21 protein-coding genes are annotated in these 19,919 nt (G+C 46.1%); 13 read left to right on the top strand and 8 right to left on the bottom strand.

From position 1 onward, the window contains the following. The first annotated feature begins 101 nt into the window (after positions 1-101). The gene (locus ACTJJS_RS24400) at positions 102-1,079 is read left to right on the top strand and encodes a hypothetical protein (RefSeq protein ID WP_440665708.1); all 978 of its coding nucleotides are present in this window, start codon (positions 102-104) and stop codon (positions 1,077-1,079) included. Between the two features lie 27 nt (positions 1,080-1,106). On the opposite strand, the gene ACTJJS_RS24395 is transcribed toward ACTJJS_RS24400, so the two are convergent. Then, positions 1,107-1,652 (bottom strand): DUF4269 domain-containing protein, encoded by a 546-nt coding sequence (locus tag ACTJJS_RS24395; protein ID WP_440665706.1) that lies wholly within the window; start codon positions 1,650-1,652, stop codon positions 1,107-1,109. Between the two features lie 137 nt (positions 1,653-1,789). On the opposite strand from ACTJJS_RS24395, the gene ACTJJS_RS24390 reads away from it, so the two are divergent. The 3 genes from ACTJJS_RS24390 (at position 1,790) to ACTJJS_RS24380 (ending at position 5,857) form a co-directional block, all read left to right on the top strand. Further along, a complete protein-coding gene (locus ACTJJS_RS24390) occupies positions 1,790-2,833 on the top strand; it encodes a bifunctional transcriptional activator/DNA repair enzyme AdaA (RefSeq protein WP_440665704.1) in 1,044 nt (347 codons plus the stop codon). A 17-nt stretch (positions 2,834-2,850) separates the two neighbouring features. Beyond that, entirely contained in the window at positions 2,851-4,251 is a 1,401-nt protein-coding gene (locus ACTJJS_RS24385) for an MFS transporter (RefSeq protein WP_440665703.1), read from the top strand. Positions 4,252-4,531: 280 nt separating this feature from the next. Next, positions 4,532-5,857 (top strand): DUF3472 domain-containing protein, encoded by a 1,326-nt coding sequence (locus ACTJJS_RS24380; RefSeq protein ID WP_440665701.1) that lies wholly within the window; start codon positions 4,532-4,534, stop codon positions 5,855-5,857. Between the two features lie 52 nt (positions 5,858-5,909). On the opposite strand, the gene ACTJJS_RS24375 is transcribed toward ACTJJS_RS24380, so the two are convergent. The 3 genes from ACTJJS_RS24375 to ACTJJS_RS24365 form a co-directional block, all read right to left on the bottom strand. Beyond that, complete coding sequence (locus ACTJJS_RS24375) at positions 5,910-6,365, bottom strand: GNAT family N-acetyltransferase (RefSeq protein WP_440665700.1); 456 nt, start codon at positions 6,363-6,365, stop codon at positions 5,910-5,912. Positions 6,366-6,416: 51 nt separating this feature from the next. Then, positions 6,417-6,989, bottom strand: coding sequence for a methyltransferase family protein (locus ACTJJS_RS24370; protein ID WP_440665698.1), 573 nt, complete (start codon positions 6,987-6,989; stop codon positions 6,417-6,419). 156 nt (positions 6,990-7,145) lie between these two features. Beyond that, a complete protein-coding gene (locus tag ACTJJS_RS24365) occupies positions 7,146-9,038 on the bottom strand; it encodes a hypothetical protein (protein WP_440665696.1) in 1,893 nt (630 codons plus the stop codon). A 153-nt stretch (positions 9,039-9,191) separates the two neighbouring features. On the opposite strand from ACTJJS_RS24365, the gene ACTJJS_RS24360 reads away from it, so the two are divergent. The 4 genes from ACTJJS_RS24360 to ACTJJS_RS24345 all read left to right on the top strand — a co-directional run bounded on the left by ACTJJS_RS24360 (position 9,192) and on the right by ACTJJS_RS24345 (position 11,415). Beyond that, entirely contained in the window at positions 9,192-9,845 is a 654-nt protein-coding gene (locus ACTJJS_RS24360) for a hypothetical protein (protein ID WP_440665694.1), read from the top strand. A 17-nt stretch (positions 9,846-9,862) separates the two neighbouring features. Then, the gene (locus tag ACTJJS_RS24355) at positions 9,863-10,243 is read left to right on the top strand and encodes a VOC family protein (protein WP_440665692.1); all 381 of its coding nucleotides are present in this window, start codon (positions 9,863-9,865) and stop codon (positions 10,241-10,243) included. A gap of 25 nt (positions 10,244-10,268) precedes the next feature. Next, a complete protein-coding gene (locus ACTJJS_RS24350) occupies positions 10,269-10,655 on the top strand; it encodes a VOC family protein (RefSeq protein ID WP_440665690.1) in 387 nt (128 codons plus the stop codon). A gap of 214 nt (positions 10,656-10,869) precedes the next feature. Continuing rightward, the gene (locus ACTJJS_RS24345; RefSeq protein ID WP_168874843.1) at positions 10,870-11,415 is read left to right on the top strand and encodes a hypothetical protein; all 546 of its coding nucleotides are present in this window, start codon (positions 10,870-10,872) and stop codon (positions 11,413-11,415) included. Here ACTJJS_RS24345 and ACTJJS_RS24340 read toward each other — a convergent pair. After that, positions 11,412-11,876 carry a GNAT family N-acetyltransferase gene (locus tag ACTJJS_RS24340; RefSeq protein WP_440665688.1) on the bottom strand — a complete coding sequence of 155 codons (465 nt, stop codon included), beginning with the start codon at positions 11,874-11,876 and terminating at the stop codon, positions 11,412-11,414. The genes ACTJJS_RS24345 and ACTJJS_RS24340 overlap by 4 nt on opposite strands. Before the next feature lie 18 nt (positions 11,877-11,894). Further along, complete coding sequence (locus ACTJJS_RS24335; protein ID WP_440665686.1) at positions 11,895-12,413, bottom strand: hypothetical protein; 519 nt, start codon at positions 12,411-12,413, stop codon at positions 11,895-11,897. A gap of 314 nt (positions 12,414-12,727) precedes the next feature. Between ACTJJS_RS24335 and ACTJJS_RS24330 the strand changes: the two genes are divergently transcribed. The 5 genes from ACTJJS_RS24330 (at position 12,728) to ACTJJS_RS24310 (ending at position 16,620) form a co-directional block, all read left to right on the top strand. Beyond that, the gene (locus ACTJJS_RS24330) at positions 12,728-13,699 is read left to right on the top strand and encodes a helix-turn-helix transcriptional regulator (RefSeq protein ID WP_440665684.1); all 972 of its coding nucleotides are present in this window, start codon (positions 12,728-12,730) and stop codon (positions 13,697-13,699) included. A 387-nt stretch (positions 13,700-14,086) separates the two neighbouring features. After that, positions 14,087-15,469: a serine/threonine protein kinase gene (locus ACTJJS_RS24325; protein ID WP_440665682.1), complete on the top strand. Its 1,383-nt coding sequence runs from the start codon at positions 14,087-14,089 to the stop codon at positions 15,467-15,469. Between the two features lie 13 nt (positions 15,470-15,482). After that, positions 15,483-15,911, top strand: a complete 429-nt coding sequence (locus ACTJJS_RS24320) for a MauE/DoxX family redox-associated membrane protein (RefSeq protein WP_440665681.1) — start codon at positions 15,483-15,485, stop codon at positions 15,909-15,911. An 82-nt stretch (positions 15,912-15,993) separates the two neighbouring features. Continuing rightward, positions 15,994-16,269, top strand: a complete 276-nt coding sequence (locus tag ACTJJS_RS24315) for a hypothetical protein (protein ID WP_440665680.1) — start codon at positions 15,994-15,996, stop codon at positions 16,267-16,269. 99 nt (positions 16,270-16,368) lie between these two features. Beyond that, positions 16,369-16,620 carry a hypothetical protein gene (locus tag ACTJJS_RS24310; RefSeq protein WP_440665679.1) on the top strand — a complete coding sequence of 84 codons (252 nt, stop codon included), beginning with the start codon at positions 16,369-16,371 and terminating at the stop codon, positions 16,618-16,620. 461 nt (positions 16,621-17,081) lie between these two features. On the opposite strand, the gene ACTJJS_RS24305 is transcribed toward ACTJJS_RS24310, so the two are convergent. After that, a complete protein-coding gene (locus ACTJJS_RS24305; protein ID WP_440665677.1) occupies positions 17,082-18,389 on the bottom strand; it encodes a TlpA family protein disulfide reductase in 1,308 nt (435 codons plus the stop codon). Positions 18,390-18,435: 46 nt separating this feature from the next. Next, entirely contained in the window at positions 18,436-19,887 is a 1,452-nt protein-coding gene (locus tag ACTJJS_RS24300) for a RagB/SusD family nutrient uptake outer membrane protein (protein ID WP_440665675.1), read from the bottom strand. Positions 19,888-19,919 lie beyond the last annotated feature (32 nt).

Here is a 19,919-nt window from a genome sequence, read left to right as displayed (position 1 = left end):
CCGGTGATTCAGGAAGACTTATTACGCAAGTCGCCAATCATTTTTGCACGGCCCTGTGTTTGGTATATCTTTGCGAAGGCCAGAAAATTAAAAGCCTTTTTATGACAGTCCATGACCTTATCAGTCTGATGGGAACAAAAAGCACAGACCCCGCCATCAGCCAGTTGTTTGAAACCTACGGATTAGGCAAGCCACCTAAGACCGTGAATGCCAACCAGGGCAGCAAAGGTTTTAAAGACAAGCAGCAAAACCTTTCCTTTACCTTTAAGTTCGATATTACCAACGACCGCTTCTATCCGCCGGTGAGCCCTAAAAAAGATGACTACAGTTTTGAAAGCCATCTGAGCTCAGTGGTATTGTACAGTGAAGACCGCAAGAAAACGCCGGACCCAAAACCGGCCGTCTTCTGGGAAGGGTTTATCCATCCCCTTGCCACTTACGAAGATTGTCTCGCTTTTTTTTCTCTGGAGAAAAACGAGAAGAATATTTTGAGAAAGCCCGTGAGTGATGTGGCGGAAGTAGTGTTGTGGCTGTCGCAGGACAAGTCCCGGATTACCGATATGGAACTGCGTTTGAAAGAAGACCGTGAAATCTTTTCCCGGTACGATTTTAGCCAGACCAGTCAGCTGAACACGATCAAACAGGCTTACCCGTTGCTGGTGAAATGGTTGTTTGACAACCGTTACCTGGTATTACCGGAAGATGCCTGTCGTGAGCCCCTGAGCGTAGATCATGCTGCACTGGTCGATTTTACCGGGAGATATTTAAAAAACCACATCTGGGACACGCAGGTGATCGATGATCCGGAGCTGGTCTCTTTTCTGTTTAAGATCGCACGCAGCAGTACCATCACGCTGCCCGGCGATAAGAAAATAAACATCTATATTAAAACCCTGTATATTAAAGTGGCCGGTAAAGCGGAGCAACGACAGGAGCTGTATGACAACGGCACGATGGATGACGTAGATGCGCTGGAACGGAGCCTCTGGCTGGATGAAACACAGTGTGAGGCTTTTCTGCAAACACTCACGGATACTTTTACGCTTTTTAAGCAGCGCGTCCCCGAAGAAAGATTTTAAAGGAAAGGCTCCCGGCAGGGGCCTTTTTTAGTTTTCCAGGTTCAACAGTTCCAAAAAAGGGTCGCCATCTATGCCTAGTAGTTCACAAAAAGCAGCTTCGGTATGGTATCCTTTTTCTTTTAAAGCCACCACCTGCTGCCGGAAGTTGTCTCCCTTCTGTTCGAGAATGGCCGCTTCTATCAGCAGATGCCGGTAAGCCATCTGTTGCCGGGTAGGCGTGGCCTGGCCAAATATCTCTACTGGTTGTTCGTCTATCCTGAAATTAGCCACCACGGAAGGTACGTCCCTGATCAATATTTCCCGGGCTATAAATCCGGGACAATGTCCGAACAACTGTTTTACAGTTGACATAAACATCTCCCGATGATCAAAACAACAGATGATATCGATATCACTGTCAGCGGTATGTACCAGTATGGGGATGCTGCCCACGAACACAGGAGAGTAGGCGTGCAGCTGCGAAAGTAGCTGGTGGCGGGTCAGCAGATCATATACTTTACGGTGGATGGCAGGCCCGTGCTGAAGGTAACTGATATCGGTAAAATCATGCATATGCTGCAAAGATAATGGCATTGCACGGTTTTGGGCTCATCCGCTGGCAGGTCCTGCATTATTCCGTAAAATTGTACCTGAAAAAATAGTTGTCAATTTTTCGGTTGTCCGGCGGGCATCGTAGACTTACTTTTGTAGGGAAATCAATCAGACAGACCATGCAATTGAGCTTTGACAGGATGTACCAGGCTTCGCTGGAGAAAGACGTGGCATTTGAAGGGGTGTTTTTCACAGCGGTAAAAACGACCGGCATTTTCTGCCGGCCTTCCTGCCGCGCCCGGAAACCGAAGCCGGAGAACATCGAATTCTTCTCCACCACCAAAGAATGTATCCTGAAAGGATACCGCCCCTGTAAAGTATGTCATCCGCTGGAACAGCTGGACCAGACGCCGGACGATATCCGGCAGCTGCTGCAGGACCTTACAAACGACCCGGGACTAAAGATAAAAGATACCGACCTGCTACGCCGTGGGATAGAACCACATCAGGTACGGCGCTGGTTCCTGAAGAACCATGGCATCACTTTCCATGCCTACCAGCGTATGTTCCGTATCAATTCCGCCTTTAAGAAAATACAGCAGGGAGAGTCGGTCAGCGGCGCCGCCTTTGACGCCGGCTTCGAATCCCTGAGCGGCTTCGGGGACTCTTTCAAAAACATCTTCGGGGTGTCACCCAAAAAAAGCAGGCAACAGCGGATCATTGACCTGAAACGGCTGGAAACCCCGTTGGGCACTATGTACACCTGTGCGGTGGAAGAAGGCGTATGCCTGCTCGAGTTCACCGACCGCAAGATGCTGGAAACAGAATTCCGGTATTTGTCGCGCGTGCTGAACGCCACCATCATACAAGGCGACAATCCCCACTTCGCGACGCTGGAAACCCAGCTGAAAGCGTATTTCAACGGGCAACGAACAACATTCACCGTGCCGCTGTATATGCCCGGGTCCGCGTTCCAGCAGTCGGTATGGCAGGTGTTGCAGCAGGTGCCCTATGGCGCTACCCGTTCCTATAAAGACCAGGCGGTGGCGCTTGGAAAGCCGGAAGCTGTCCGCGCAGTGGCCAATGCCAACGGCATGAATAAAATCTCCATCCTCGTTCCCTGTCACCGCATCATTGGTGCTGACGGTTCTCTGACCGGCTATGGTGGCGGCATCTGGCGCAAACAATGGCTGCTGGATTTTGAAAAGAACAACCTCCGCTAACAACATTTTCTTTTTTTATGATTGTAACTACTTCCACCGTCAACAGGTGGTATGCGCTGCTTATTGTCCTCACCGCGCCACTGTTGTACGTTATAGACATCTTTATCATCAACATCGCTATTCCGACTATTAAAAGCAGTCTGCATGCCACAGACGGTGAAGTACAGCTGGTTATTGCCGCTTACCTGCTGGGCAGCGCCTGTTTTCTGATCACCGGTGGCAGGGCAGGCGATTACCTCGGCAGGAAAAAAGTATTTTTTCAGGGGATGGGCTGGTTTACGCTTACTTCCTGCATCTGCGGACTATGTCAGACTCCTTTGCAGCTGAATATCGCACGTTTCTTTCAGGGGGTTAGTTCCGCTTTTATGGTAACGCAGTCCATTGCGCTGATACAGGTGCTGTTCCCGGTGGCGGAAGAGCGGGCCAAAGCCATTGGCTGGTATGGTATCACGCTGAGCGTGGCCGCCATCATCGGACAGATGCTGGGTGGTTATCTCGCGGAAACGCACGGTACTGTTGAAGGCTGGCGGTTGATATTCTTCATCAACCTGCCGGTAGGCGCTGCGGCGATGTGGGCTATTTATCGTTATTTGCCGGAAACGGCTGCCACTACCGGCGTGAAGTTTGACTACTCCGGCGCAACGGTGCTTACGTTGGCATTGGGTTGCCTGATATACGCCATCACAGAAGGGAGGGAGCAACACTGGCCGCTGTGGAGCTTTGGACTGCTGGCGTTGTTCGTGGTACTGGCGGCGGTGTTTGTACGTATACAGCAGGTAAAGCAAGGTGGCAATAAAGGTGCGCTCATTAATCTGGCGTTGTTCAGGCAGCCTGCGTTCAACATCGGATTGTTGGCGGTGCTCTTTCATTTCATGTTGCATACGGCCTACCTGCTGATGATGGCCGTTTACCTGCAGAGCGGCCTTGGCATGTCGGCGCTGGCCTGTGGCGCCAGTTTCATCCCACATGCCCTGTTGTTTATGTTGTCGTCTGTGGTGGCGTCCCGTTTGTTGGTGAAGCATGGCAAGAAGGTATTACAGGCAGGGCTGCTGCTCATCTTTATTGCTTTTCTGGTGCAGTTGAGCGGTGTCAACGGGCCTGCAGGGACGGTGGCGCTGATTGCTTTATATGGGCTGGGCAACGGCATGGTGTTGCCTTTCCTGCTGAACATCGTGCTGGACAAAGTACCGGTGGAAGATGCCGGCGCGGCCTCCGGTATTTTCTCCACTTTTCAGCAGACGGCTTCAGGGCTGGGGATTAGTATTATCGGAGGTGTATTTTTTGCAGTGCTGCAATCGGACATACACGCCAACGACTATACGGAGGCGCTGCGTTACGGGCTGGGAGCGGCAATGGCTTGTTTGTTCGTGGTGGCGGCCACGTTATATTGTTTGCCGGATAAAACCGGTCCTGCATAGTACAAGAAAAATTATTTTATTTGGCGATCCTGTCTTAAATTAGATAATCATCAAAACAACCAAAATAGCTGGACCTTTACTACCAACAGTGAATCATATTCCCGTGCAAACATTACCGGCGTGAACAATGGAATGGGCAATAGTTGCTGTTAACCTTTATTGGGTTTTACCATCAGCATATATCCTGACTAGCCGCTATGCGGGCCTTCGAGATATTTTTTGTGCTGTAGAAAAATCGTATAAGCAAAGCTGTTAGTCTGCAACCATCAAATCGCATCCAATGAAAAAAGCACACCTTATCTTTATGTTAATGGCAGCCATTGCCATTGTGTCCTGCGGTAAAGGCATGCAGGACGCGCTTCCCGCCGATGACTCATCCGCCGGCAGGGTAAAGGCTTCCCTCGTTCCTCCCGCTTCCAGTTACGCGGTAGCGCTGGCCGGCAATGGTTTTGTGACCACGCTTCCTGCCGGTGGTGCAGAAGTGATCACCAACAATGGCCTGGGCAACTGGACCAACGCCAACAGCATCACCAGCACCTGGTTCCGGCTAGGGCAAACCGGTCAGCTCAATGTGGCCGTCCGCATGAAAGTGCCTTCCGGCAGCAGCGATATTAAAGTGACCGTCAATGGTACGGCCTTCACCAAAACGGTTACCGGTACCGCCTATACGGACTTTAATATCGGCACGGTGAACATCACCAGTGCGGGCTACGTTAAAGTGGAGCTGCAGGGCGTCAGCAAAACAGGCAGCTACTTCGGCGACGTGTCCCATATCGTTATCAGCGGCAGCGCCACCACCAGCAACGTGGTATACGCCAACGATTCCACGAACTACTATTGGTCCAGGCGTGGCCCCTCCGTACACCTCAACTACCCTGTTCCCTCCGGCATCAACGCTGAATGGTTCTACAATGAAGTCACCGTACCGGCAGGGGAAGACAAGATCGGATCTTATTTTATGAGCAATGGTTTTAACGGCGGCTATTTCGGTATACAGGTGAACAGCGCTACCGAAAGGAGAGTGCTGTTTTCCATCTGGGACCCCGCCACCGGCAAGACCACGCTGGTGCGGAAAGGCCCGGACGTGGTGGATAACGCTTTCGGGGGCGAAGGTACCGGCGGACAGAGCTACCTTGTATTCAACTGGCAGGCCGGCACCACGTATAAATTCCTGACACGTATTGTGCCCGATGGCGCAGGAGCTACTGATTTTTCTGCCTGGATATATACGCCGGAGACAGCGTCATGGCGCTTTATTGCCACCTGGAAACGGCCTAACACCACTACTTATCATGCAGGACTGTATTCTTTCCTGGAAAACTTCAATGACAAAAACGGCTATATGGGCCGGAGCGGACAATACAATAATCAATGGGTACGCTCCACTGCCGGCGTGTGGACAGAAATCACCAGCGCCAAATTCACCGCAGATGCCACTGCCACCAGTGATCAGCGCAGGGATTATGCCGGTGGCGTAGATAATAGCACCGGCCGGTTCTTCCTGAAAAACGGGGGCTTCTTCGCCAACTATGTAAACTACAATACTACTTTTACGCGCACCGCAACAGGAGTGGCGCCTACAGTGGACTTGAACACATTACCCTGATTGCAGCAGGGCTTTGCTTATCAAACGGGTGCTTCTGTGAAGCGCCCGTTTTTTATTGCGGCAGGTCCTTGCGCATGCATACGCTGTTCTCTACATCGATATACTGACCGTAATTTTCCGTGACGGCATAACCGGCTTTCTGATAGAGGGCAATCGCTTCGGGCTGCCGTTTGCCGGTTTCCAGTACGCAAGCCCGGGAGCCAAGTTCGCCGGCCCATTTTTCCAGTTCCTGCAATACCTCGCTGGCAAGGCCTTTGCCACGGTAGTCGGGATGCACATACATGCGTTTCACTTCCATTTGGCCTTCAGAAAAGGGTTTGATAGCGCCGCAGGCCACGGGACGCTGGTCGAGATAGCCTACCACTGCGTGTTTGATAAGATCAATTTTGTTGAACTGAGCATAAAAGGTATGGTCTGCGCCATCACGGATAGCAAGGTCCTGGTCCAGCAACTTTACCAACGATACAAAATCGGGGTTGCCGGAATCGGTTCTGATGAGTTGTAGCATAGATAAAAAATATTGAGCAGGCCCTGAAGGTACGAATTCCGGCTGTTAACGTCACAGGATGAACGGGATCAGTTTACGGGTCTGCCGCTGGTACGCGGCATAGGCGCCGGGAAAAAGTTCATTCAGCAATATTTCTTCCTGCCCTATTTTCAGGTAGAGCGACAGGGCACAGATAATCGTTACAAAGATGGCTGCGCCTCCGCCTACAACAAGACTGGTGCCTGCCAGTGCGGTAAGGAAGCCGGTATAGATGGGATGCCTCACCAGGCGGTAGGGTCCTTTGACGATGAGTTCATGGTTTCTTTTGGCGGCCACACCGCCACTCCAGTTGGTGCCCAGCAGCAGGCGTGACCAGACAGAAAGGCAAACGCCGGTCACACACAATAGTGCGCCAAGGCCCTGCAACAGCGGAGAGGCGGGGAGGAGGCGGCTGCCTGTAAGCAAGGGGTAGTATAAAGCTGAAAAGATAATCATATAGCCAATAGCGGCCATCCAGCGCTGGCGGGTGGTCCTGTGTTGAATGTTTTCTTTGGTGCGGTTTCGGAGCGTAAGCCAGCAGCAGCCAAACAGTATCCAGCTACAGAGGGTGATCCAGGTGAAGAGCGTCAGGTTTTCCTTGATCATAGGATGGGTTGTTTTGAAATTGAAGTTAAAGAGGATGAGGGAAAAGAAGGCTATTCATTTTATTCATTCCTGTAGGAGAACGGTTATTCTCGTGGTAAGAAAATCAATGGCCGGTCAACGTACTGGCCGGCCATTGATGGCGGGTTCCCGGAAAAATTATTTTTGTAACAGCACTGCGCTTTGGTATACTGTTCCGCTGCGCGAAATGATTTTAACATGATACCATCCGTTTGTACCTTCTATCCGGATGATATTGTTGTTCAGCCTGCTTCTCTTTATGGCCCTGCCTTGCAGGTCGTACAGGAAAAACATTGCCCCGCTAAGGTCTTCCTTTATATCGATTTTTACTTCGCCACTGGTCGGGTTGGGAAATAACCGCAGTGTGACCGGTTTCCCGGTCCGGGAGGCAGTCAGTGCGTTTTGTTGCTGTGCACACGTATTCACCGTGACTTTCACCGGATGCCGCTGCGGATAGTCGCACTCAAATCCGGCAGTAACATAATACATGGCACTGGCGGCCGGACGTACTGTGTAATCCTTCCCGGTAAAGAGCAGATTGCCTCCGGAAGGGGCGTCGTACCAGCGGATGGCGGAATAGGCGGAACGTGGGTCTGCCGCATGCAGCGTGACACTGTCCCCCTGGCAAACAGCGGCGCTGTCCCTGTCAACGGTTACCGGGCCGGCAAAGCCACCCTGCAGGAATACCTGGCGCACGGTATCTGAAATACAGCCATCGGCGATCGTCTGCACGTACAGCTCTACTTCCAGCTGTGAGTAAGCGATATGTGGAGGGACAACGATCCGGTTGTCGTTGACGAGGTACCAGGTGGTATCTGCTACTGGTCCCAGGAAGCTGGAATACAGTGCCCGGACTTTATAGCCGTTCCCTGGTTGATGGTTCTGTATGGATATTACCTGGGTGTCACAGACGGCTTCCTGCGGAACGGAAAATACCGGGGCTGGTATCCGGCGTACGATTACTTTTACTGGTTTGCGTTGCGGGTATTCACAGATGAAAGCGCCTGCGGCGTAGTAGGTCGTGGTGGTGTCGGGGAACACCAGGAAGTCGTTGCCTGCGCCGAGCCACTTGCCGCCAACAGGTGCGTCATACCAACGGACCACCATATCGGCAGACTGATTACTGAAGGCGTGTAAAAACACATAGGCTCCTTTGCAGATAGTGATGCTGTCGAAGCTCACGCTGGGCAGTCCTCCGCTGCCGCCGATATGATAAAGCTGTTTTACGCTGTCGGAGGTGCAGCCGGTGAAGGGGTTTACGGCTTGCACCGCTACGTTGACGGTAGCGCCCATAAAGGCCACAATGCCGGGCACGGTGATGGTGTTATTGTTTTTCACCGTCCAGGAAGTGTCTTTCATGAGCGTTCCACTGATGGAAGTATACTTTGCATTCACGCGGTAGTCATTGCCCGGCTGATGGTTTAACACTGGCAGTAGCTGTGTGCCGCATACCTGCCCCTGCGGCACTGTGTAAACAGGACGCGCCGGAGTGCCGTTGTGGTAGTAGGCGTAGTAGACCCGGAAGTCGTCCAGTAAGCCCAGCAAGCTGCTGCTCAGCGTAATCCTGACCCGGTCGAACGTTTGTTTGGGATGCAGCAGTACCTGTGCCCGGGTATCGCCCTGTAACAGCCGCAGGCTGCTGCTGTCTACGACCACAGCGTCGTTATTGGCCGTATTGCCGTTGAACGTCTGTACGGTCACAGCCTTCAGCAGATTGGCCGACAGCAGCGTGCTGCCGCTGCCGATGCTGATGACCAGGGAGTCGCAGCCGCTGGTGCTGGCGGCCGGAAATATCAGCGTTTGCTGTACTGTGACGCCCAGTAACCCGGCAGTGATGGCAAAGCTGGAATAGTCATCGTGGTTGGCATTGACGGCGTTGGCGGGGTTGAGAACGCCACAGAGTATACACAGCCCGGTCACACCGTTCGTTTGGGTGTTGGCGTAAGTTTGTGCCTGTGTTCCAAGGGGGCGTATACAGGCTGTCCAGATAATCAACAGGATGAATTGAAGTGTGTAAAATTTGATTTTCATGGGAAGGAGATTAAAGGTGAATTATGTGGGAAAACGCGCTTACAGTAAGGATTATCGTATTCAAAGCTAGGGTGAACAACTGTTTAAATATTGCAGGCAGGGGCCGGATTTTATGCAGCAGATACTTTATATTTGAACGTATAATCAGGATATATGACCCGGCTATTGCGTTTATTCGTTGTATGTTTTTTATGTTCACTTCAGGGGTATGGTCAGCATACGGAAGCGGTTTTTGGAGATATGGACATGTTCACCCTGGAAGGTATTAAGCCGCTGAAGCCTCCTTTCGTATATCCGTACGTGACCATAAAAACACGTAATAATGAAAAAGATATTTCCTGTCATACAGATAATAAGACGGTTAAAAATTATCACTATAAAAAAACAGGCAACTATTGGATGGCGGTATACAGTGAAACGGGCGATACCTCCCGGGAATACATATACGAATACGTTATGCCGGACAAAATTGTCAGACTGAACTATTGGAACAACGCTAAAACGAGGGTCGGTTACCTGAGGGAGATCACCGTTTTCAAAAAATGGGAAGAAGAAAATTTCCTGATGGGTAAAGGTCTTGCCATCAAGCCAGATGTTATGATCGTGGACAGGGTGAAAGCGCAGGCATCCGGGTCGGTCATCCAGAAAATGCTGATGAAGAACGGAGTGTTAAGACTGGAGAGAACGATTTATAACGAAAAAGGAAAAGAGAATCACCGGAGCGTGACCTGTTATAGGATGGGTAACCGTTCTTATTTCGCCTGGCGGTACCTGTATACAGACAAACAGGAGATAAAGTGTGAATAATCTCAAAACACATCCATATGAAACGCGTAACAGGAATAGGGGGTATCTTTTTCAAGTGTAATGACCCCGAAAAAGTAAGACAATGGTATAAAACCCATCTTGGATTTGATACCAACGAATACGGAGCGAAGTTTGACTGGGCGCAAAAAGAAGGCTCCGCACAGGAAGGATACACCTTGTGGACCCCTTTCGCGGAAAAGACCAAATATTTTGAGCCTTCCGCCAAAGACTTCATGATCAATTACCGGGTGGAGGACCTGGAAGCACTGGTCGTGGAACTGAAAAAAGAAGGGGTAACCGTGTTGGACAATATAGAAACGTACGACTACGGCAAGTTCGTTCATATCCTGGATGTGGAGGGCAATAAAATAGAACTGTGGGAGCCTGCTGATAAATAATATTCTCTTTTAAAAACTCCGGTAAATGAAGACAAAAAAGATCTGGGCTAATTTCGGGGTTCAGGATTTGACCCGTACCACTGCGTTCTACAAGCAACTTGGATTTAAACACAACGGAGCGTCTGACCAACTGACGAGTTTTTTCTTTGGCGAGGACAGCTTTATCATTCATTTCTTTTTGAAGGACGCGCTCGTACCGGGTATGAAAGGACCCATCATAGACACTAAAGAGGGGAACGAAATTATTTTTACGCTCTCGGCTGATAGCAGGGAAGAAGTGGATGCCTGGGCAAAGGAGATACAGGAAGCGGGAGGGACCATCGTTTCCAGGCCGGAAGAATTTGGAAAAGGGTATTATGGTTTTGTGTTTGCAGATCCTGATGGTCATCGGTTCAATGTATTTTATATGTAGTGTGGTCTTTATCTTCACTATGCAGGATATAAAGTATCCTTCAGGTTCTTTTTAAGTTTATAATTAATTGATATTTAGTGTTTTACATATTTGTGTTGCAGATTTTTTAGCCTTGTACGTATGTTTGTCAGCAAGGCTTTTTTGTATCTGTGCAGGTAGTATTACCTGATTGTACAGGAATTCCCTTATTTTTGACGCCTGACTAAAAGAATAAATGGAGAAGGAGCAATATTTTGACATTGAAGCACCGATCATTCCCGGCGTAAGTCTTGGTGGTATTCAGCAGGGGATGGAGGTAAAGGGACTGGAGAAGATGTTTCGGACAGACCAGTACTTTGCCCGTGATAAGAAGATCAGCCTCGTGACAACGCCTTCCTTGCGATATATAGAATACTGGTATATGGGCGGTATTATCCGTCTGAAAGTAGATATTTATGATGGAAGAATTGCCAATATCATTGCTACAAAAGGGTATCAGGGCACGGTTAACGGCGTGCTTCGTGTAGGCATGACCGTGCGTGAAGTGCTGCAGGTGGATGCAGGTTTTAGCTGTTATTCTCCTCCGGGCGGACTGATGAGCCCTAATTTCCTTGGCATCTGCCTTTATTTTACACCTAATTTCGATGCTGAAACCGACAGCCTGTCGGATTACATGGACCATAAGATCCTGGGCATCGGCCTGATCAATGAGTTTAATGCAGAAGGTGACGATGTATATGTGATGTTGTATGGGTTGAACCATCCCCGGTTCAACGGTTAGTTTTTCAGTTCCATATCATAGCGGTCCAATCCCGGTCCGTAAAAGTCAGGCGTGACTTTGGTCACTGCAAATCCCATTTTCGTGAAGAAAGGAGCGGAGTGTTGTGTCGTGTCCAGCAGGATGGTACATGCCGGGCAATTTGTTTTGATGAGGTCTATCCTATACAGTAACAGCTTTTGTCCCCATCCCTGCTTGTGGTATTGCCGGTGCAGCATTCCCCAGGTCATCACCGCCGTGGTTTTATCCGCGCGGACGTAGTAGCCGCCGCAGCCTATTACCTGTCCATTTACTTCAATAACGAAGTAGCATTCCTCCTTGTTGTCCGGATTGTATTGCGCCTGCGCGTCCAGCCATGCGTCGAAGTCTTTGAGCTCTTCCGGCGCGAAGAACTGCGGCATGTTGCTGTGAAAGGCGTCGAGGCAGGCGTGTTTGTCGGCAGCGGCATACGGTCTGATGGTCATGTGCGTGAAGGTAGCGAATTATGCCGGGATATGCTCCGCCACTACGTGAAGGAGGATGTCCTGGCATCTGGCGCCGAAAACGGCTTCTTCTTCCGGAGTATTGGCCGGCGTGTTGATGATATCATTAAATAGTTGTTGTAGTGTGCCGTCGATTTTACCGCGGCCGTACAGCCAGGATTTTTCCTGTTCGAAGCCGTCGTGCCAGTGTTTGGTAGCATCGGATAGTTTCTCCTGCTTTAGGGCATCTGCGGTGAATTCCAGGCGTATGATTTCCTGTCTGCCTTTGTCCAGGATGATTGATGAATATTCATTGCTGCCGTGAGCGATGCCGTATTCGTCCGGTTCGAGGAGTACTTTGCCTTGTTCTATGAAGCGGGCATATAAAGTTTTGTTGAGAGAGGTTTCGAGGACCAGCTTGTTTTTTTCTTCGCTTATCAGTAAGGTCCTTCTTTTTTCTGTGAAACAGACCATCCAGCGTAAGGAAATTCCGTTGTATTGTTTATCCTGAAAGAGGATGCCTACATCTTTGAAGTGCAAAAAATATGAACTTGAGAATGGTTTGACGTATCCGCAGTAGTAAAAAGGAACAACCTTTTCACGGGTATATAAATCAGGTTCGGTTTCAGCAATACGTAGTATCATAGAGTAGATATTTTGAAATATGAACGAAAAATAACTATTAAGTTATGATCCCAAACTGTTGATAGGGCCGCAGTAATAAAAACTTAACATTGGATGTGTCTCTTTTCTGTAAAGGGTTTTAAGGGAATGTGATCTGTTGCGTATTAGCAGTGCGATTGTCTAAATTGTACGATACGAGTTTTGTTGAATGCTTTAAAACCGCTTTTGAAATGTCCTCTATTCACTCTGTTGAGTTTGTTATAGCCAACGCCCCTAATATCCGTGTTGTCCCGTCAAGTGTTATTCCAGAGGAATACAGGCAATACGTACATGATTTCGCCAGTCCGTATTTTTTGAAGTCTTCCAAAGTTGATATTCTTTTGCACAGGTATGAAACATCGATGATCAATGTGATTTTCTTTGTTAAGGAAAAAACTATTGTTGAAACACAGGTGAAGCGTGCATTTCACGTGTGTTCATGCATGTTGCAGGGGACTGCCGAAGTATTTGTTAAGGATATCGGGAAGGTGATTTTTTATCAGGGACAGTTCAGTCTTTTGGAAGTGAAGCCGGATAAGTTGTTGTTGTATTTTGAACCAGGGACTTATGAGTGGCACGGGATCAATTTTTCCGTAAAACAAATTAATGACCTGGCAGGGGTATCCCCCATGATGAATAAATGGATGGCTATTGCAGACGGAATTAAGTCGATGGTTGTTAGTAAACATGCTGGCGTGATCCAGGAAGGCCTCGGAGGGCGGTTTAGAGAGTTGAAGAAAATGGGCGTGCTGGACAAGCTAAAGTCCACCTGGGTCCAGAATAAGATATTCGAGGTGTTGATTTTGGTGGTTACTTATTTTGAAGGCGAGCAAAGTCCGGACACAGAGAATAACGATTTTATGCTGTTCGCCGGCATTAAGTCCTATATTGATCAAAATCTTGATATCCCTCATACTATTGGTGAATTGGCCCACATGTACAATATCAGTGAGTCCAGGATTAAGAAAGGGTTCTCGAGATACTATCAGATACCGATCAGCAAGTATCTTATCAAACAAAGAATGGAAACTGCAGAACGGCTTATCAGGGAGTCAGAGTTGAGCCTGAATAAGATAGCCTACATGCTGGGATATGGTTACCCGGCTAATTTTACAAGAGAGTACAAGAAATATCATGGCAAGCTTCCAGGAGCTACCCGCTAAGCTTCCAATGTTAACTTTTCCAAAATGACTAAAATGATAAGGTACCATTTCCAAAATGAATATTTTGTTATTTTTTTATTAAGGAACTTTATATCGTTAACGTTATCTCCGGAAAATGTAAGAAAGCCCGACAAGAAGAACCTGACAATATCATCAAAATAACCGTTAATGTTTTTCCGGAGAGTATACCATTAAAGACATGATCCAATAATCAGGATGAAAAATGCGGAGAATAAGTATCTGAAAAGATCTCCTGGTCTTTTACAGGTTTGCTATGCCAATGGATGCCGGAAGTAATCCCGATAAGCGATATTTAATAACTATGCCTGAATAAGACGTGCCATATGTATGCATGGCAGTGGCCTTGTATTGCATAAAAGACTCAATATGATAAACGAATTGAAGGAAACACACAACCAGAATGTTGATCAGCAAAATGGTTTCCACCACCTGCTTGATGAAATGGCTATTCCTTACCAGGAAGATGGGTACTATCTGAATATAGGTGGAATTCCTGATGTCGATGGATGGGCTTTATTCCTGACAGCTAGTGTAGATCAAATTAGCGATTTGGCAAGGCTGGTTTGTCCGGTATTGTATCAAGCAAAGGTGCCATTCATTCTCATTAAGAACGAGCAGCTGGCTCGAAAGAAGAACGATTTTTTGATGGGGCCGGATGAAGTAGGTAAAATATTAGCTGTATTTACTATTGAAGAACATATCACCAGGGAGATGATCAATCAATTATCTGAAATGACGAAGGGGTTTATGGGGCCATCTGTAAATAATGCCATACGGCTGGACGGTATAGTATACGTAACACGCATTAAATACATTGAGCAACAGGATACTGATGGAAATGTAATGAGGGTGGCAACTATAGATACGCCGGAGGGCCGGAAGTTACCCTTCTATATAAATCCAAAGTACCGGTATTGGAAGACAAAAAGATTGCTAAAGTGGCGTTATGTTCCCATGGTAATGCTGGGAAGATCACCTAAAGGAGACTTGTTGAAGTCTATAGACTTAAAGGGTCTCAAATTCAATTGGTGCTTTATAAAAGAAGGGAAATACCGAATGTTTCAGGATGAGCATGGTAGAACAATAAAAGAAAGGCTACAGTGGCAGGCAAAAGTGTTACAAGAGTTGTATGGGTACATACCACTCCCCAGGTTCATTGATTATTTCGAACAAGGAGAAGAAAGTTACCTGGTTATGGAGTTTCTGGAAGGGGTTGATTTATACACCACAATTGTAAAACTGCATCAAGGCAAGAATTGGAGAGATTTACCGACAGATTTGCAGCATTTGTTATTGGGGTATTATTTGAAAGTTCTGGAGATAATAGAGAAAATGCACATAGCCGGATATGTTCATAGGGACGCGACAGCAGCCAACTTTATGATTCTGAATTCCGGCGAGGTATATACAATTGACCTGGAACTATCATATAGTTTCAAAAAAGAAGAGCCCGAAATTCCTTTTGGATTAGGTGCTTTTGGCTACGTTTCACCTGAACAGATTTTACATAAACATCCATCAGTTAAAGAGGATATATATGCTATGGGAGCATTGTTGTTACATCTCATAACAGGAAAACATCCCATTGTTTATCTGGATAAAGACATCGTGCCGGATAAAAAAGAGATAGCAAATGATGTTGAGGTTCCTGTAATACTTGATGTAATATTGAGATGTATTGAAGAAGACCCGCAAAAGAGGCCTGAATTGAGTGAGTTGAAACAGATTGTGAAAAATATGTTTCTATAAAATGATAAGCAAAATGAAAAAGACGTTTTTAATTGAGCTGGCAGCTTTTGCCTATATCCTGCTTTTTTCATACGTAGGGGCGAGTAAGCTGTTTGGTATAGACAAGTTTGAAATACAGTTAAAGATGCAGCCAATTAGCCATACATGGGTTCCATTTTTAATGTGGGCAATTCCCATTTCTATGATATTAATACTATTGGTCTTGTTGTTTCCTAAGTATCGGGTGACGGGATTGAAGCTGGCAACAGGATTGATGATTGTGTTTACTGGCTATATCTCTTTGGCCAAGTTTGGTTACTACAAGGATCCCCCTTGTACGTGTGCGGGCGCTATTCCTAGCTTTACATGGGGTCAACATTTATGGTTCAATCTGTTTTTTTTGAGCCTGGGAGTGCTGGCTATCCTGATTCAGGCAAATAAAAGAAGCTTAAAGTTAAATTAAGATACTCTTGCGCATGGTACAGAATTGCCGATCTGTTAAAAATACGGCAAATAAATTTTAATAACCTTTTAAAATCAGATTTATGAACAAGATTAAAGTTGCTTTCGCAGCGTTGACAGCTGTAGTTGGTATTGGTGGCGCTTATGCAGCGACTCATCATCAGGTTTCTGCTAACAGAGCAGTTACTGTTTACAATTGGCGTACTGTGTTGCCTAATGGACCAATATTATTTAGTGCAACAATTGCTACTGCTAAATCACTGAGAAACTGTAACGGAGTTACCCTTTTCTGTCTCCAGGGAACAGCTTTCTCCTCCTCAACTCCAACTCCAGTAGTTACATTGTTGAAAAAACAATAATGTGATAATAGCGAGAGATGGCACATCCGCCATCTCTCGCTACCATTTTTTTTACATCTCTATTCCTGATAGTCATGTTTTAATACTAATAATTTGACCATGAGAAAAATCGAATTGTCTATCGCGGTAATCGGCGCTTTACTGGGGGTTACGGGGGCTTACGCGACTAAACGTCATGCCGGTTCAAAGTTTGATGTTGCGGTCTATAATTGGTATCTCAATGGGCAGATTGCGTTTACTGCAACCATTCAGGTGGCAAAAAGTGCTTGTCCTACTGGTCTTAGGACAATTTGCCTAAGAGGTACAGCAACAAAGTACATGGTTCCGCCGGTGACACTTTGGCGCCCTTAACCACTAAAAATATCCCGAAAATTTCACCTGTAATCCTACCCTATTGTAATGTTAGTTGGCAGAATTGTATGGATGGTAATGTAAGATAAAAATACCCTGGGTTTTTGGTTTCTGGTTAATGTCCAATCTATGTCTGATCAGTGCTATTTGATTTTTGTACATTATTGGTTTGGGGCGATGCTGTCCCTACGGGTCCAAAATATCTGGTTTTATTTAGACATTGTATGGTGTTCACCGTTCTCTATCTGCCGTTTTGATTTAAAGGGACTATAGGGCTTAAATTATCTTCGCTGTGCTGAAAGCTGACTGCGCTAACGTGTAGACGCTGAGAGAGTCGGCAAGCCTGTCGTCTCCCTCAGGTGCTATATTTTTTACATCTTGCAATGTTGGTTCGGAGCTTGATGGCATAGATAAATTTTATCAGCCATCATGCTGTATATATCTTGTTGATGAATAGTATATCATTGTTGGTCTACTGCATCTTGCAAAATAAGAATATTCTCTGTTCTTGTTTCTTGATTGATGTCAAGGCCATATTTATTTAGCGCTTGCTTAATTTTTTGTATATTACTCGTTTTGGGGATTACTATATCTACGGCCCCGAAATAGCCGGTTTCATTTATAACGTCATAAGGAAGAGAGTTGTATAGATGGTTTTGCGCAAGATATTGCATGTAAATGCTTTTAATTGAAATGCTGTCACCTTTTTTTTCGACATAACCATCCCTTAGTATTTCTTTGGCTGAAAATGTATTATAGTTAGAATGGTCTTTTAATCTGGATAGTACAAAGTACTTTATTCTTTGTTGCCTGATCTTGCTTTCTAATTGGAAGTAGTTGTCAAGGTCTCGCTGCATTATCTTCTTTATTCTAAATTCAGAAGAATCTCTTGAGAATACTTCATAACAGAAAATGTTTTTCCATGTCCTGTGATCTGATTCGAATCTTGCGGTATCCTTAAACTTTTTGAGCGCTTTAATCTGTTCTCCGTTTTCTACCTGCCATTTTGATCTGAATGGGCTGTAAGCGATTTTGTATAAAGTCATAAAGCTTGTGTTTTCATAAATCAGACGCCTGCCTTTTGTAGCAGTGTCTCTTTTCATGGCAGTCATGCCCGGTACCCTAGGGTCGGCAGTTCCCAGCCAGGAATAGATGAGCTTTCTTTTTCCTCCGCTTCGTTCGTCATCGCCTACGAGCATTGATGTTTCACCCATAGCATATTTCGAGTCAAGTGCTGTCGTTTTTTCTGGTAGGTTGAGCGTGTCCCCTTTCAAGAACTTCTCGATATTTTCAGCTGTAATTTCATATTGTGTGGTAATTGCCTGTACAACACCGTTTTTTCCTATCCAAACTTCATGTGGCTCTCCCGTGTGAGGGAACAGCTTTCTCAGATCTGAAGTCAAATTATCAGTATAAACGATGGGATGCTTTATGTTTTTAAATTTTTCATGATGTGTAAAGAACTTTTTTATATCTTCTTCTTTTTCGGTCGTAGCCAACAGGATATTAAATCTGTCTTTGTATGCTTTCTGAAGGGAGTCGAGTCGAAGTATTGTCTCGAGACAGGGAGCACATGTGATAAACCAAAAATCAATAATTAATGGTTTGTTGTTAAATGCCGTTAGTAGGTCGGCCTCTCCTGAGTGATAGTTCATTACTCCTTTTAACTTTATATCTGGGCATTTCTCACCGATGTTTATTTGTTGAGCGATCGCTGTTTGGCAGATTTGATGGAGAGTGAGAACTAAAATGATTAATCTTTTTTTCATCTTTTTGAATTTAATAGAAGTTGAAAGCCTAAAATCGGATGGACGTCTAGTTATATCCACTATTTTGGGTTAGATTTTTGTTGATAAGTATTTCCGAGAGAGGGATAGGGAATAATGTGTCTGTATCCTGCCAGTTAGGTTTGATTGGCTTTAGTATTGTATTGCACAGATGAAGCCTTTTTAGGTCTAGCCATCTGTTACCCCATTCAGCCATTAATTCAACTCTCCTTTCATTGAAAACATATGTCAATGCTTGTTGTTGAGTAGATCCCATGGGTAAATCAGGTAAGATCGTATTGTCATTTCCTCTCGCTCTTCTTCTGATAATATTCAGGTCTTTTACTCCCTCGTCTGTTTTGCCCTGCCTGATTTTTGCTTCCGACCGGATTAAGTACTGTTCCGCCAATCTGAACATGACATAGCTTTCAGTTGCGGCAGGAGCACCGTAGGATAACTTGTACTTGTAGGGAAAATAATATGTTTTGTTACCGATTGTTCTCGTTCCTACCCAGGCTGTTTTTCTCGGATCGTTTGTTTCAAAACTGTTCATGGACGCTTCGCTGATAAGATAGTTAGGTATTGCATTGGGATTGGTGTTTACAAGTACTGTTCCTTCTATCGTATTGACAATAGTTGCCCCTATTTGCCAGATCGCTTCGTTGCTGCCGGTAAGGAACACCTTTGTTAAATCGCTTTGAAGGTTGTATTGAGCCGAGTTGACAACATTGGTAGCCTCAGTTTCTGCTTTGTCCCAGTTTCCGGTATAGAGATACACTTTGGCCAGCAGGGCTTCTGCTGTTTGGAGATTGGGACGTAATCTTCCGGAAGTTGGATAAGCCTCAACTAATAATTGTTTAGCTTCATTGAGATCTGTGGTAATAAAGTTTAGTATTTCTGAAGCCGGATTTCTTCCCTGCGCATTGTTTGTATTGACGTCGGTCGTGGTGATGAGTGGTAGGTCTCCATATAATTGTACCATGTAAAAGTAAATCATGCTTCTGACCACCTTGCATTCCCCCAGCAGTTGTTTTTTCATCTTAGGTGATAGTCCCTTACTGGCATTGATACCTTCAATACATGCATTGGATTGGTAGATAAAGCCGTATGAAGTTGTCCAGAAGTTACCTGAATTCGTAGAATTATGAGAAGTGACGGAATTGGTTTGAAATTCATTATCGTCGGCTGAAGTGCCAACATAGTTTAGTTCATCGGAAGCTGCTCCTGTATAAACTGTCAATGCTCCATTAGCAACGTTCAACAGAAGGTTCGCCATTGATGTATATATACTTGTTACGGCAGAAGTAGCATTGGCGTCGTCCTTAAAGAGTTCTTGTGTCGTAATTTTATTCGTAGGTACCGGCACATCAACAAACTTGTTACAAGCCGTAAGGGGTAGTAACATGAGGAGGATAACTCCGGATGTGTTAAGCAAGCTGGTTAGCGAGTGATTAGCAGATGTTAAAATGCCTTTGTTGCTATAACAGAGTTTTTTTTGCATAATTCATTAGTTTTTTCTGATGTATTTATCAG

This window comes from Chitinophaga sp. 22308, from assembly GCF_052045305.1.
Lineage (GTDB): Bacteria > Bacteroidota > Bacteroidia > Chitinophagales > Chitinophagaceae > Chitinophaga > Chitinophaga varians_A.
Note: the sequence above shows the minus strand (reverse complement) of the source record. Positions and strands in the feature narration are given on the sequence as shown.

What these genes read in the sequence shown, in the direction of transcription:
- ACTJJS_RS24400 (WP_440665708.1), top strand. Translation starts at nt 102, where the DNA reads ATGACAGTCCATGACCTTATCAGTCTGATGGGAACAAAAAGCACAGAC.
- ACTJJS_RS24395 (WP_440665706.1), bottom strand. Translation starts at nt 1,652, where the DNA reads ATGCCATTATCTTTGCAGCATATGCATGATTTTACCGATATCAGTTAC.
- ACTJJS_RS24390 (WP_440665704.1), top strand. Translation starts at nt 1,790, where the DNA reads ATGCAATTGAGCTTTGACAGGATGTACCAGGCTTCGCTGGAGAAAGAC.
- ACTJJS_RS24385 (WP_440665703.1), top strand. Translation starts at nt 2,851, where the DNA reads ATGATTGTAACTACTTCCACCGTCAACAGGTGGTATGCGCTGCTTATT.
- ACTJJS_RS24380 (WP_440665701.1), top strand. Translation starts at nt 4,532, where the DNA reads ATGAAAAAAGCACACCTTATCTTTATGTTAATGGCAGCCATTGCCATT.
- ACTJJS_RS24375 (WP_440665700.1), bottom strand. Translation starts at nt 6,365, where the DNA reads ATGCTACAACTCATCAGAACCGATTCCGGCAACCCCGATTTTGTATCG.
- ACTJJS_RS24370 (WP_440665698.1), bottom strand. Translation starts at nt 6,989, where the DNA reads ATGATCAAGGAAAACCTGACGCTCTTCACCTGGATCACCCTCTGTAGC.
- ACTJJS_RS24365 (WP_440665696.1), bottom strand. Translation starts at nt 9,038, where the DNA reads ATGAAAATCAAATTTTACACACTTCAATTCATCCTGTTGATTATCTGG.
- ACTJJS_RS24360 (WP_440665694.1), top strand. Translation starts at nt 9,192, where the DNA reads ATGACCCGGCTATTGCGTTTATTCGTTGTATGTTTTTTATGTTCACTT.
- ACTJJS_RS24355 (WP_440665692.1), top strand. Translation starts at nt 9,863, where the DNA reads ATGAAACGCGTAACAGGAATAGGGGGTATCTTTTTCAAGTGTAATGAC.
- ACTJJS_RS24350 (WP_440665690.1), top strand. Translation starts at nt 10,269, where the DNA reads ATGAAGACAAAAAAGATCTGGGCTAATTTCGGGGTTCAGGATTTGACC.
- ACTJJS_RS24345 (WP_168874843.1), top strand. Translation starts at nt 10,870, where the DNA reads ATGGAGAAGGAGCAATATTTTGACATTGAAGCACCGATCATTCCCGGC.
- ACTJJS_RS24340 (WP_440665688.1), bottom strand. Translation starts at nt 11,876, where the DNA reads ATGACCATCAGACCGTATGCCGCTGCCGACAAACACGCCTGCCTCGAC.
- ACTJJS_RS24330 (WP_440665684.1), top strand. Translation starts at nt 12,728, where the DNA reads ATGTCCTCTATTCACTCTGTTGAGTTTGTTATAGCCAACGCCCCTAAT.
- ACTJJS_RS24325 (WP_440665682.1), top strand. Translation starts at nt 14,087, where the DNA reads ATGATAAACGAATTGAAGGAAACACACAACCAGAATGTTGATCAGCAA.
- ACTJJS_RS24320 (WP_440665681.1), top strand. Translation starts at nt 15,483, where the DNA reads ATGAAAAAGACGTTTTTAATTGAGCTGGCAGCTTTTGCCTATATCCTG.
- ACTJJS_RS24315 (WP_440665680.1), top strand. Translation starts at nt 15,994, where the DNA reads ATGAACAAGATTAAAGTTGCTTTCGCAGCGTTGACAGCTGTAGTTGGT.
- ACTJJS_RS24310 (WP_440665679.1), top strand. Translation starts at nt 16,369, where the DNA reads ATGAGAAAAATCGAATTGTCTATCGCGGTAATCGGCGCTTTACTGGGG.
- ACTJJS_RS24305 (WP_440665677.1), bottom strand. Translation starts at nt 18,389, where the DNA reads ATGAAAAAAAGATTAATCATTTTAGTTCTCACTCTCCATCAAATCTGC.
- ACTJJS_RS24300 (WP_440665675.1), bottom strand. Translation starts at nt 19,887, where the DNA reads ATGCAAAAAAAACTCTGTTATAGCAACAAAGGCATTTTAACATCTGCT.